The organism is Coleofasciculus sp. (assembly GCF_046565525.1).
Taxonomy (GTDB): Bacteria; Cyanobacteriota; Cyanobacteriia; order Cyanobacteriales; family Coleofasciculaceae; genus Coleofasciculus.
The window spans coordinates 1-12,247 of sequence record NZ_JBKHUP010000164.1 but is presented as its reverse complement, the minus strand read 5'-3'; the positions used below and the strand labels follow the sequence as shown (position 1 = coordinate 12,247).

Annotated in this window: 10 protein-coding genes and 1 pseudogene; 4 read left to right on the top strand and 7 right to left on the bottom strand. The window is 45.1% G+C overall.

Annotation, left to right across the window (positions count from 1 at the left end; all coding sequences use genetic code 11):
- Positions 1 to 121: 121 nt before the first annotated feature.
- A pseudogene (locus tag ACLGGO_RS33260) lies at positions 122 to 469 on the top strand (SIMPL domain-containing protein); the annotation flags it as partial.
- A 40-nt stretch (positions 470 to 509) separates the two neighbouring features.
- Here ACLGGO_RS33260 and ACLGGO_RS33255 read toward each other — a convergent pair.
- Both ACLGGO_RS33255 and ACLGGO_RS33250 read right to left on the bottom strand, forming a co-directional pair.
- Positions 510 to 1,943 (bottom strand): protein kinase domain-containing protein, encoded by a 1,434-nt coding sequence (locus ACLGGO_RS33255; RefSeq protein WP_446422522.1) that lies wholly within the window; start codon positions 1,941 to 1,943, stop codon positions 510 to 512.
- Positions 1,944 to 2,002: 59 nt separating this feature from the next.
- The gene (locus ACLGGO_RS33250) at positions 2,003 to 3,229 is read right to left on the bottom strand and encodes an RNA-guided endonuclease InsQ/TnpB family protein (RefSeq protein ID WP_446334327.1); all 1,227 of its coding nucleotides are present in this window, start codon (positions 3,227 to 3,229) and stop codon (positions 2,003 to 2,005) included.
- Between the two features lie 322 nt (positions 3,230 to 3,551).
- On the opposite strand from ACLGGO_RS33250, the gene ACLGGO_RS33245 reads away from it, so the two are divergent.
- Positions 3,552 to 3,755 (top strand): hypothetical protein, encoded by a 204-nt coding sequence (locus ACLGGO_RS33245; RefSeq protein ID WP_446334318.1) that lies wholly within the window; start codon positions 3,552 to 3,554, stop codon positions 3,753 to 3,755.
- A gap of 163 nt (positions 3,756 to 3,918) precedes the next feature.
- On the opposite strand, the gene ACLGGO_RS33240 is transcribed toward ACLGGO_RS33245, so the two are convergent.
- Together ACLGGO_RS33240 and ACLGGO_RS33235 are read right to left on the bottom strand one after the other, a co-directional pair.
- The gene (locus ACLGGO_RS33240) at positions 3,919 to 5,331 is read right to left on the bottom strand and encodes a DUF3370 domain-containing protein (RefSeq protein WP_446422521.1); all 1,413 of its coding nucleotides are present in this window, start codon (positions 5,329 to 5,331) and stop codon (positions 3,919 to 3,921) included.
- 154 nt (positions 5,332 to 5,485) lie between these two features.
- On the bottom strand, positions 5,486 to 6,874 hold the full coding sequence (locus ACLGGO_RS33235; protein ID WP_446422520.1) for a DUF3370 domain-containing protein: 1,389 nt from the start codon (positions 6,872 to 6,874) through the stop codon (positions 5,486 to 5,488).
- 366 nt (positions 6,875 to 7,240) lie between these two features.
- Between ACLGGO_RS33235 and ACLGGO_RS33230 the strand changes: the two genes are divergently transcribed.
- The gene (locus tag ACLGGO_RS33230) at positions 7,241 to 8,146 is read left to right on the top strand and encodes a DNA adenine methylase (RefSeq protein WP_446422519.1); all 906 of its coding nucleotides are present in this window, start codon (positions 7,241 to 7,243) and stop codon (positions 8,144 to 8,146) included.
- A gap of 126 nt (positions 8,147 to 8,272) precedes the next feature.
- On the opposite strand, the gene ACLGGO_RS33225 is transcribed toward ACLGGO_RS33230, so the two are convergent.
- Both ACLGGO_RS33225 and pedR read right to left on the bottom strand, forming a co-directional pair.
- Positions 8,273 to 9,325: a M28 family peptidase gene (locus tag ACLGGO_RS33225; protein WP_446422518.1), complete on the bottom strand. Its 1,053-nt coding sequence runs from the start codon at positions 9,323 to 9,325 to the stop codon at positions 8,273 to 8,275.
- A 160-nt stretch (positions 9,326 to 9,485) separates the two neighbouring features.
- Positions 9,486 to 9,770 (bottom strand): photosynthetic electron transport-dependent transcriptional regulator PedR, encoded by a 285-nt coding sequence (pedR, locus tag ACLGGO_RS33220; protein WP_446334323.1) that lies wholly within the window; start codon positions 9,768 to 9,770, stop codon positions 9,486 to 9,488.
- Between the two features lie 155 nt (positions 9,771 to 9,925).
- Between pedR and ACLGGO_RS33215 the strand changes: the two genes are divergently transcribed.
- The gene (locus ACLGGO_RS33215) at positions 9,926 to 10,900 is read left to right on the top strand and encodes a carbohydrate kinase family protein (RefSeq protein WP_446422517.1); all 975 of its coding nucleotides are present in this window, start codon (positions 9,926 to 9,928) and stop codon (positions 10,898 to 10,900) included.
- An 87-nt stretch (positions 10,901 to 10,987) separates the two neighbouring features.
- Here the strand turns inward: ACLGGO_RS33215 and ACLGGO_RS33210 are convergent, their stop codons facing one another.
- Positions 10,988 to 11,494: a hypothetical protein gene (locus ACLGGO_RS33210; RefSeq protein ID WP_446422516.1), complete on the bottom strand. Its 507-nt coding sequence runs from the start codon at positions 11,492 to 11,494 to the stop codon at positions 10,988 to 10,990.
- Between the last annotated feature and the right edge of the window lie 753 nt (positions 11,495 to 12,247).

Below are 12,247 nucleotides of genomic sequence, written 5' to 3'. Positions count from 1 at the left end.
AGCTGGCAAGCACCCATAGATTCCATGACCCTAATAACGTAGCGTTTGCTGAGACTGGCTATCCATCAATGGAATGATCGTGTTGTCCACATTTGTCCAGTGTTAGGCGGATAGCTTAGAGGAGATTGTCAATACGGCAACGGATGCAGCCAACCCCATTGAAGAGATTCTTATCAGTACAGTTAACGTAGAATATTCGGTGAATAACTGTCAAGCCCTAGAGCAAGCCGCTTATCAATCAGCCATCGAGGATGCCCAAAACCGAGCCAACAGCATTGCGGCGGCGACGGGAACTCGACTCAGACTGGTGCCATCGGTAGCCGAACCATTCTATGGCGTTTTCTTACCGGGATGTTACTCAGAGGGGAATTTACCATTTGGCAGTAACACCTCATCTCCTTACGATCCCGATGATCCTGTAGAAGTTAGGGTAAATAAGGATATCTTTGTCACCTATACAGGACGCTAGAGCTTTAAGCTGTCATCAATGGATAATTAATAATTTATCTTTAGAGTAAACGAGACAGTAGCAAATAAATCAGGCGAAATAAAGCCGTTACCGCGATCGCGCCGACTGCGGCAAACACTCCAACCACGATGAGGGCTGGGATTGACTTACCAGCGAGTAATGCGAGGATGGAGGATAAAATTAAGCTAATTCCGCCAATAATAGGCAAGTCTTTGCCTTCAATAATCCGGCGGTATTGGAGATAAATTAAACCACCCACCATCATCCCCACCAATCCCCCACTAATCCCTGATACCCATCCCCCATTAATCCCTAAGATCTTCAAGATACTTCCCAGGACACTCAAAAATAACGCCCCTTCAAAGCCAGTAAACCCTGCCCCGATTAACGTTTCTGATAGGGTAAAGGGGCTTTTTTGTCGCTGAATCGCAGGTGTCGGCTGAACCACAGGTGGCGGCTGAGTAGCTGGTTGTGGTTTGGGAGTGGGTGGTGGAGACGGTGATGCAGGGGGAGTTCGATGGGGTTGAAGGGCGTCCATCACCTCTATAGCCGATTGAAAGCGTTGATTGGGTATACGCACAAGCATACGGTTTAAGACTTCTGCTAGAGTATCGCTAACCTGGGTATAGGGTCTCCAGTTCCAGGAGTTATTGTAGGAATCATATAGCTCCTCAGGCTCTTTTCCCGTGAGCAATATCATCAACGTTACCGCCAACGCATATAAATCCGTTGAAGGATAAACTTGCGCCCCTGACATCTGTTCCGGGGGGGCAAATCCCATTGAATAAATGCCAGTCGATTTACCAGAAGGGGTTCCTGCTGCGCCTTTGGTTACTTGTTTAACCGCCCCAAAATCCAACAGGTACAAGCGTCCATTCCGGTGGCGCATGATATTAGAGGGTTTAATATCCCGATGGATTGAACCATTCTCATGGACAAACTGGAGTACCTTCAGCATTGCTTGTAACACCTCTAGAACTTCAGGTTCAGAGAATGTTCCTTTGGTTTGCAGTTCTTTCTCCAAGTCTTGTCCATCAATATATTCCTGGACTAGGTAGAAAAACTGGTCTTCTTTACCTGATTGGTGCAGGTTACTAACACTTAAGGGAAAAAAGGCATAAAGATTGGGAATTTGGGGATGATCATTACCGAGTTGTTCTAAGACTTCCGCTTCCCGTTCAAATAAACCTTGGGCAATGGTAAGTTGTTGGGGGCTTAAGTCGCCAGACGGCTGGAACTGCTTCACTACACAATAGCGCATCGTTGGCGTATAGCGATCGCGTGCCAGAAATGCGGTACCAAAGCCGCCCTGACCGAGTAACTTGGTAGGAAGATAGCGACCCACCAAAATCAGGGACATCCCACAAGCCGTACAATACTTCTGCTGTGCCGTTTGCAGTGTCACCTTGTCATCGAGATCGGCAAAAAAGTTTTGGGGACGAGGACAGGTGGGACGAGTGCAATGAATTTCCATGTTTCCCAAAGCGTTGGCAGTGACATACTCCTACACCAACCTGGATACAGGTGGTTGTGCTAGGCTTCGCAACCAATCCGGCTATTGCTTAGGAGGCGTTGCGCTTTAAGAACCGGATGCCCCTCGGCTCTATTTCTGATATTAATAGCTGCATTATGATCACGGTCAAGGCTACACCCACAATAGGGGCAGTCTGGAGTGCGAATATGCAGCTTTTTAGGCACTTCCTCTCCACAACTGGAGCAATCCTGTGAAGTGTTATGGGCGCTTACTGGAATAACCAACTTCCCAGCATTTACGGCTTTGTTTGTCAGTATAGACAGAAAGCTTGACCACCCAGCATCCAGCACAGATTTAGCCAATCGGGTACGAGCTAGACCTTTGACGTTCAAGTTTTCGTGTGCAATTACGTCATATTTTGATAACAGCCAATTCGCTGTTTTGAAGTGAAAATCCTTGCGTTTGTCAGCAACTTTCTTGTGCTGTTTTCCGAGTTGCTTGATAGCTTTAAGTCTGCCATTACTCCCTTTTTTTGTGCGTGATACTCGCTTTTGAATTACCCGTAGACGTTTTTGTGCCTTGCGGTAGTGCTGGGGAATAGCAACCGTTTCGCCCTCAGCAGTCGTCAGAAATTCCTTTAAGCCAACGTCAATTCCAGTAATTTTATTTGGGTTAAAATCTGGTTTAATTTCTGGGACTGTCTTGTCTTCCAGTGAAAGCGTCAAATAGAACCCGTCAGCCTTTTTGGTAACAGATGCGGTCTTGATTTTGAAGCCGTCAGGAATAGGGCGATGCAGAATCACCTTAACTTTCCCGAACATTGGCAAGTTAATCAAGCGGTGCTCTGAGCTTGCCGAAGAGTTGCCTTGCAAGCACCCTTCCTTCATCTGAGGATAGGTGAAAGTGCGATAACGGTTACAAGCCTTAAACCGAGGTCTAGCACTTCGTTTACCGTTGCTATCCCCCTTAAGAAAACGGTCGAACGTTACCTTAACTCGCTTGACGACATCTTGAAGAACTTGAGAGTATATTTCACCGTACCAAGGATGTGTTTTTTTAAGCTGAGGTAACGTTTTCTTTTGCGAGTAATAGTCAGGATTATCGCGCAACTCTGGCAAATGACAAACAAGAGGGCAAGCATTGACAGGAGAACGATTGCACTCGTACCAGTTAAACCTATCAGCCAACAAATAGTTGTATTGGTTGCGGAGCATTGACAGCCATCTGTCTAGTTCTGCGGCTTGGTGTTTTGTTGGACGTAATCGGTACTGGTAGGCAGTTCTCACTTGCTGGTTAATTGGTGTTACTGTATTAGTATACACCAATTTAAATACTTAGTTAAAGAAGTACATTGAGGATCAAGACGCACCAGATTGATTGGTTGCTTGGTGTCCCTACAGCAAAGAGCCTATCCATCCCAACACCAAGCGGAGTACCGCTTTCTTTGTGGGGCTTCCGGCGAATAAAGCTAACAATTGTATCTTCCTCTTTGTTGAGGTTCTCTCTGAAAGGGCGGGTTTTGTTGAAATGTTATCGGTGATATCCTTTTTTGAGTGGCTCGCGTCCGCCCCTACCCAAGATTCAATGTAATACCCTATCTTAAATAATATGTCAGAAACTGGTAACGAAAAAGATCATACTCTTTTGAACCAATGGCGTCAAAAAATCGACATCGCCAATCGTAACAATATTTTTTGTCACTGTCGTCGTTGTGGTGATGAATGGGTGGACTCATCGTTAAATAGTGTCTGTAATCGCTGCGGTAGCCAAGATCTTGAACGGATTTCCTGCTGGCAGTTTCCAGACGATTGAATGAGAGAGTGCGATCGCGCGTTTTATGGGTTGCATTCCATTTGTCCAAAAACACTTCACCTGAGTAAAAAAATAAATATAACTAAATAAAATCTAATCTTTACCTCTTGGATAAAAAAAGATAAAGACAACAGAAAAACGAGGAATGGTCAAAACTCAAGACTTATTTCCCTTCTGAGGGCGATAACAGAGTCTGAACAGTTAAAACCTGTGGTGGTGTTGCATCAGCCGGATAGATAAAATCAACCTCGACCAAACGGCGATCGCTTGGTGGCATTTTCAGCGTCAGCAATGGTTCCCCAGCTTGACCCCGCCGTTGCACTAGATGAACTGAACGGGTGCGGACTAACCCTCGGTCATCGGTATAGCGCAGTTGTACTGTACCTCGGAAGAAAACCTGGGAATCAGGAGGATTCAAGAAGTGCAATTCGTCGGCGTTTTCCTCAGGTTTAAGTGGGGTTTGAATTGCCAAGGTTACGGTTTGTGAAGTATCCGTCCGGTTGACCAAAGGCAAAGTGAGGTGATACTGCACCCCATAATTTCCATGGGCGCGATAAGCTGTATCCGGATAACGAACCTTTAAGGGTGCACTCTGAACCTGATCCGTGCCTAAGGTGACAAAAGGTACAGTACTCAGGGGATAGGAAAACCCTTGACCGGGTTGGGGAATACTCAGATCCGACTCACCCGGACTATCTACCACCTGAGTACGCCATTGAGAACCCACAGCCACACCCGCAACCCGACCATAGACAATTTTACCGTTGGTTTGGTCTGGCGGTGTTGGGATGCGATCGCGTGGTCCTGCTAAATTACCTTTAAATAATAAATACCGCCATTCGTCGAGAGTAGGCGGACGATAGGGAAGTCCAGATTCTCCTTGAGGTTTCCCATCCGCTTTGTCATCAGAATTCAAGGGTGCATACATGGCTAAACTTGCCATATAAACGGGTCGATTCGTTCGCAGACGCATCAACGTAGACCGGGAATTGCCTAAAGCAATGGGTAAATTAAATAACATTTCGCTCTGTTGCGGCGGAATAATAATTTGAGAGGGAAATGATGATTGATGCACGCCACGCAGGATATCGGTAGCCACCCGTGAACCGGGACCCGAATAGACCAAGCCAAAGGGATTGTCCAGATAGGGCGGTAAATCGACAAAAGGAGCATCCGGATTGGTCACATAACTTACCGCTTGCAAAATATCCAGCGTTATAGGTTGACTTCCAGCATTGTGAACCAGAACCCCTTGGTACATGGGTCGCCATTCCTCTGGCGTATTGGAGCGGGCGATATGATGAGCAAATATATCAAAGCGTCCAGAAAGAGGCAAATTTAAATGAGCGCCAGGACTAGCTTTTCCATAGGGTGGAAAGGTTGACAGTAAAATCCCCTCGGTTTGGATCACTTCTGGGCTATTGCTATTAAATACCGGCACCTGATCCAGTTGTCCTGGTAACGGTCGTATTTGTTGGGGTTGTACCACCAATTCCTGGGTGGGAGGAGGAGTTGGGGTTACCGGGGGGACAGGGATAACTTGAGCCAGCGAAAAATTGGCGAATAAAAGCAGCATCAACGAAGGGGTTTTCCAACCTCACACACAACAACAGTTCTTAGTTTCAGCGTTTCACTCCCGTCATCAGCAATAAACCGGCAACAATGGCTGAGTGATTAGGTATAGACCGATACTCGAACTGCCGATTTATAATCCTACCGCTTGTTATGGGTTATTTGTCATTTGTCATTTGTCCAACATCCGCTACCCCCAACGTTTCCACCGTCAAAACCTGCGGCGGCGTTGCATCTGGCGGATACAAAAAATCAAATTGCACCAATCTCTGACTCGATGGTGGCATAGACAGGGTCACTAACGGTTCCCCTTTTTGTCCCCGTCGCTGAACTAAATGCCAATACCCTGTCCGAGGTAATCCCGCATCATCGTTATAGCGCAGTCGCACCGTTCCTCGGAAAAAGACTTGGGGCGCGGGTGGTTCCAGAAAGCGTAATCCCTGCTGAATTTGCTCTTGTTTCAGAGGCGTTTGTAGGGATATGGTAACTGTTTTTGTCTCCTGAGTTGGATTCACTAAGGGTAAGGTTAAACTATATTGCACTCCGTAGTTTCCATGGGCAAAATAGGCAGTATCGGGATAACGTACCAGCATCCTGGCACTCTGACTTTGACCTGTACTTAAACGTCCACCGGGTAAAGTACTCAGTCCATAAGAAAAGGCGTCTCCCGGTTCAGGAATGGTTAAAACCTGGGATGTGGGACTATCGGTTAACTGAGTTTGCCACTGTGATCCTTGAGCCACACCTGCAACCCGACCATAGATAATATTACCCGTTGTCTGCTCAGGTGGAGTAGGAGCGCGATCGCGAGGTCCTGCTAATTCCCCTGTATCCAATAGCTGCTGCCATTCTACCAGGGTGGGGGCGCGTTCATTTCCCGCCTCATCAGTGGGTGCATAACGGGCGAGACTCGCCAGATATACCTGTCCATCACTGCGTAACCGCATTAACGTGGAACGACCATTAATTGGCGGTTCCAATGGTTTCACGGGAATTGGTAAATTGAGTAACATACGGCTTTCTTGAGGCGGAATTACCAATTGAGGCGGAAACTGGGCTTGGCGATATCCTCTCAAGATATCACTCATTACCCGACTACCAGGACCTGCATACACTGTACTTTGAGGATTCTCAACTTGAGAGGGTAACTGGATAAACGGTGCATCAGGTTGACTCAAATAACTAGCCGCTTGCAAAATATCAACCGTGACCGATTCTGTACCAGGATTATGTACAAGTATTCCCTGATAAAGCGTCCGTAAATCATCAGGTGTTGGCGCTTTGGCAATATGATGGGCAAAGATATCAAAGCGTCTGTGAAAGGGAAAGTTTAAATGGGCGCTGGGAGTGGCTTTGTTGTTCCCAGGAAATGTAGAGAGTAATATCCCCTCAGTTTGGACGAGTTCCGGACTATTGCTATTGAAAACGGGAATCTGATCCAGTTGTCCCGGTAACGGACGCACTTCTTGCGGTTGTACAATCTCCACTTGGGGTGGGGGTGTAGGGGTAGCTTGGGCGAGGGGGAAAATGGGTAAAAACGCGAACATGAACAGATAAAGGTTTTTAGGAAATAGGGAACGGGTAGCAAAGAAAATAAGTATACTGTATTACTTTGATAACCGCCATGGAACAGACTAGAGGGTTTTGCGATCGCAAATACAGATCCATGCTTCAGGACTGTGCAAAAGTCGCTAATAGAGGCATGTAGGGGCGACCCGCTGCATAAATGAACAATTCCAATCCCCTCAATTGGATCGGGTCGCCCTTCCTAAAACCTTGACAAAAGTGTTTATTGGAAGTAATAAGTTTTGGCAAAATCTTGCTTTCATTATTTAGGCTGTTTGTATACAATGAGACAGGTTTCACTATTATCTAAGATTTATAGGTTATCTCTCTAGTTAATGAAAAATTCCATGCAAGCCAGACCATTTTTAAAGTGGGCAGGAGGGAAAAGCCAACTTATTAAAGAAATTGATAAGAATTTGCCTGAGGAGTTGGCTCAGGGAAAAATCAATCGATATATTGAACCCTTTGTAGGTGGTGGGGCGGTATTTCTCTATATTGCTCAGTTGGACAAAGTTGAAGAGTTTTTTATTTGGGATATTAATCCTGAACTTGTCCTGGCATATAAGACGATCCAGGAAAACGTAGAAGACTTGATTGAACTTCTCTTAAAGCTTCAAGACAAATATTTATCTTTCGATGTCGAGGAAAGAAAGCCGTATTTTTATCAAATCCGCTCTCAATTCAACCAACAACGTCAACAAATAGACTTCCAGACCTACCACCCAGACTGGGTTGAGAGAACCGCTCACCTTATTTTTCTCAACCGCACCTGTTTTAATGGATTGTTCCGAGTTAATTCCAAAGGAGAATTTAATGTTCCAATCGGTCGCTATAAGAATCCCAAAATTTGTCATGCAAACAACCTAAAAGCGGTAGCTAAAATTCTGCAAAACACTCAGATTCATTATGGAGATTTCACTGACTCTGAAGCATTTGTCGATCATCGCTCTTTAGTTTATTTCGATCCTCCTTACAGACCTTTAAGCAAAACTGCTAATTTTACATCCTACTCTAAAGAAACTTTTGATGATTCGTCACAATTAAGATTACGAGATTTTTTTCGAGTGCTAGATCAAAAGGGAGCAAAGTTAATATTGAGTAACTCTGATCCAAAAAATGAAGACTTAACAGATAATTTTTTTGATGCTGCTTATGCAGGATATCAGATTAAGCGAGTCAAGGCGAAACGGACGATTAACAGCAATGCGAACCAGCGAGGACAGATTAATGAATTGTTGATTATGAACTACTGAGGTTCTGCAATAAATACTGCCAAAGGGGGTAAAAAACACACCCATGCTTGCGCTCGATCGAGCAACCAAAACCTAACACCTAATACCTAACACCTATTACCTAACACAATACTTATTCAGCAAACCCTATGTAACTTTATTTCCCGCTAATTCAGCAATAACCTGTTCTAATCCAGCAACAACTCGCGCTAATCGTTCATAGTCTACTTTATCAGGTGTATCTTCGTCAGTATGATAGTAGGGATAGCGAAAAGGCGCTGTATCCGTAACCATTACACCAGGATACCCCTGCTGCCAAAATGCCCACTGATCTGACCAACCCACACCGGGAATTAAATTAGGTAACGTCGCACCCTCAGAGGGAAACTTTGCATGGCGGCGGAAGGATTCAACGACGTTTTGAACAAGTTTTCTTGACCCTAAATTGCCGACAAAACCAATAAAATTTCCTTGTAAGGGATAAATCCGATCTAAGGGAAATGGATAGCGCTGAGAGCCAATCTTATCGGAATAATAACCCATCGTTTCCAAACTCAGCATCGCCGCAATATTCTCCTTGCGATCGCGGCATCGTTTAGCATAGACTAGACTCCCCATATTATCTGTCTGGAAAAAGGGCGGTTCCTCATTCACAAACTCTACAAAACGCAGAGTTCTAGCTGGCTTTTTCCCCGCAAATAAACGCGCCAGTTCTAAAGTTGCGGCTGCGCCTGTACCGTTATCATTCGCCGCCGGACTGGTATAGACTGAATCGTAGTGACCCCCAACGACAATGATTTCATCGGGTTTTTCAGTACCAATAATTTCGACTTCTACATTGTAGTAAGTTTGATTGTCTATTTCGTATCCCTGTCGCTTGACTGTATACCCAGCTTGTGATAATTCTTTCTCTAAAAAATCAGTCGCCGCGATTAAACCGTCATAGTACAAATAGTTGCGCCGTCCAATTTCACCCGCCAGTTTTTCCACATCTTGTTCAAGAGCGTTTTGCAGTGTGACTTCTTTCTGGGTGAGGGGTGGGAGTTCACCCTGATAACTTTCTCCAGGCATTCGGATCATCAGGAACCACGCGCCAACGATGACAAGTAAAAGGATGATACTCAGTATAGCGAGTCGGACGGCTCCGGAGCGATTTAGGAGGGGAATTTTCCACCACGGTTTGTTCGATAGTTGAGTCATCTGTCATTTGTCAGGGAACTCTTAACAGGGAATACAACATAATTTAGACAGGGCGGGTTTAGTGACATCTGGGTGAAAACCTTCCCGTTAATGGTGAAACCCGCCCCTACACATAGACGGGTCATGGCGCGTCTGTACATGGCTCCCCCGGCTCTTTGTTCTAAGAAACCACCTCATCAGTGTTATTCGACCTGGGAGGTAACGTGCAACAATTAATATCATTCAAACAAACCTTACCCCACTGCAACGCCCAACGCACCAGTGCGACTCGATTATCAGTATGGGTCTTCTGCAGAATATTACTAATATGATTATCGACAGTACGCTTACTGATTTCCAGATCTTGGGCAATCTCCTGATTGGTTAAACCACCGGCGACCAGTTCTACAATCTGTAATTCGCGGTCTGAGAGAGAAACTGACTTATCCGACTTGCCACCAGCCATAGGTATTTTGCCCTTGGTACATTTACTTATGCCTTTTTAATTCTAACGAACTCTGGGATACCTACACGCCATAAATCATCATGGTTTGAGAGATTTTTTTTAACGAGGGGTAAAGCCTCTGGTAGTCTGAGGGAAAGGTTGAGGTATATATTGCCGTGACTAATCCCCGTGTTCTGTGCCTCGGTGAAATTTTATTTGATCGCCTAGCCAATCAGGTGGGGCGACCCCTAGAACAAGTCGAATCCTGGACGCCTTACCCTGGGGGAGCGCCAGCGAATGTGGCTTGTGCGTTAGTTAAGTTGGGTACCCCTGCGGGTTTTATCGGATCTGTGGGAGTCGATGAGCCAGGAAACCAGCTTATCCGATTATTAGAGGATGTGGGAGTGGATAGTAGTGGTGTTCAGCGTCATCCCACTGCACCAACCCGACAGGTTTACGTGCTGCGAAAAGAAACAGGCGATCGCGAATTTGCTGGATTTGGTGATTTCGACACATCCCAATTTGCCGACGCCTTCCTTGATGCTTCTAAGTTACCCGAATCCTTATTTGAGGGGGCTGATTATTTAGTTTTGGGTACCCTAGAGTTAGCCTATCCCAGAACCCGACAAGCGATTTACAAAGCCCTGGATCTTGCCGATCGCTATGATGTCAAAGTATTGGTGGATATTAATTGGCGTCCCATGTTTTGGTCAGATCCTACTCAAGCGAAAGCACTGATTGAGGAATTTGTCAAGCAAATCGATTTTCTCAAAATAGCCAAAGAAGAAGCGGAGTTATTCTTTGATACCTCAGATGCGGGGGCGATTACCCATCGTCTAGATTCAGTGGAAGGAGTTTTGGTCACTAATGGGGAGCAAGATATAACCTACTGTCTCGGTGAACAGGAAAGCACATTCTCACCTTTTACCCTGAATGTGCAAGACACCACAGGGGCGGGTGATGGTTTTGTCGCGGGCTTTGTTCACCAACTTTGTCAAAACGGATTAAAATGTCTAGCGACGCCAGAGTCAGCACGAGATGTCGTCAAATACGCCAGTGCGGTTGGGGGACTGACGAGTCTAAAACCTGGTGCGATCGCGGCTCAACCAACTGCAGCCGAGGTGGAAGCGTTTTTGCAGGATAAGGATTAATCTACTTATTGAAGGAAGGGAATAGAACTACAGAGGCACAGAGAACACAGAGGAATCTTTGTGTCTTCTGTGTGGGTTTATGCCTGTTTAGGTTCCTGAGCGCTCCCGATGATTCAACTGATTTTCCTGCGATCGCTTCTTGCGTTCGACGTATTCATTAAAGTTCACGACTTGAGAATCAGAGGTGGGTATATCATCGTTAGAGTTGGGTCTAGAAACCTCTGATGGAATGGTTTGATTGATCGTCGTAAAGTGCTGAATCGGAGGAGCTTCAACTTTATGATACGTGACCCCACGAAATCGATAGGTTTGGACTACTGGTGGCTGAGGTTGTCGTGGCTGAGAATAACGGATAGATTGACCCCTATGATATTGGGTGACAACGTTATCCGGCTTGGAGTTACTCCCTTGGATCACCATTGTCAACTTTCCGTTAACCATAGTTATTATTTTCTGTTTTAATAACTCTTTCAATGTGTCCCAATTTTCCTGGGGATGCTCTCTCAGCCAAGAGTCCACAGCTTTCAGCGCAGGGACAGGAGGCAGATTAAATTGCATCAAAAGAATCGCGAAAACTTTTCCTTCAGTTGTCATTTTTTTAAGGGGTGAGAAAGCAAGGAGTTGGGAAAGCAGATACAGCTTGGAGGAGTGATCTAGGTTCTGGACAAAAAAACCTTGATGCTAATTCTCCATTTTGTTAAGAAAGTTATCTATAATTGTCTTCGGTATCAATATGCTACTGCCTCAGCCATTTCTTTTAACTTTTTTCAGCCATTTGGTGTATTGACAAGATTGGTCATTTGTCCTTTGTCATTCGTCATTGGTCATTTGTTTGCTCCCCTGCTCCAAAAATTAAAATCGCTCAATTCCTTGTCAGTAGAGACGTAGCATGCTACGTCTCTACATTTTCCTATTGCCTATTGCCTATTCCCTCCCCGCGTAGCGCTATAACTGATGTTTCGGCGATCGCTTCTTGTCTTCTGCTTATTCATGTTGAGGCTCAGACATGGGTATATCCATTACAGAAATAAGCTTCTGAAGGGAAAATTGTCAATAGCTTTTTCTTAAAGATTAAATGAAGATTAAGGACTATGTTAGTAAAGATTCTGTAAAGATGATGCTTCATTATAAATTTATGTTAGAAGAATATATATGCAATGTATGCGAGAAGCGATGTTGGGGTGAAAAATGCTCTTGGGAAAAACCGATAATGATGATAATACCTTAATCGTTCCCTTCAATGTTCTTACACCTAACCTAGAAGTATCATCAGCACAAGTCACTGATGCTAATGGGAATCCGGTAACATCGGTAGCCGTAGATGAAACGGTTACTCTGTCTTGGACA

Excerpts from the sequence above, each read along its gene's own strand:
- ACLGGO_RS33210 (WP_446422516.1), bottom strand. The coding sequence starts at position 11,494 with ATGACAACTGAAGGAAAAGTTTTCGCGATTCTTTTGATGCAATTTAAT.
- ACLGGO_RS33225 (WP_446422518.1), bottom strand. The coding sequence starts at position 9,325 with ATGACTCAACTATCGAACAAACCGTGGTGGAAAATTCCCCTCCTAAAT.
- ACLGGO_RS33230 (WP_446422519.1), top strand. The coding sequence starts at position 7,241 with ATGCAAGCCAGACCATTTTTAAAGTGGGCAGGAGGGAAAAGCCAACTT.
- ACLGGO_RS33245 (WP_446334318.1), top strand. The coding sequence starts at position 3,552 with ATGTCAGAAACTGGTAACGAAAAAGATCATACTCTTTTGAACCAATGG.
- ACLGGO_RS33235 (WP_446422520.1), bottom strand. The coding sequence starts at position 6,874 with ATGTTCGCGTTTTTACCCATTTTCCCCCTCGCCCAAGCTACCCCTACA.
- ACLGGO_RS33240 (WP_446422521.1), bottom strand. The coding sequence starts at position 5,331 with ATGCTGCTTTTATTCGCCAATTTTTCGCTGGCTCAAGTTATCCCTGTC.
- pedR (WP_446334323.1), bottom strand. The coding sequence starts at position 9,770 with ATGGCTGGTGGCAAGTCGGATAAGTCAGTTTCTCTCTCAGACCGCGAA.
- ACLGGO_RS33255 (WP_446422522.1), bottom strand. The coding sequence starts at position 1,943 with ATGGAAATTCATTGCACTCGTCCCACCTGTCCTCGTCCCCAAAACTTT.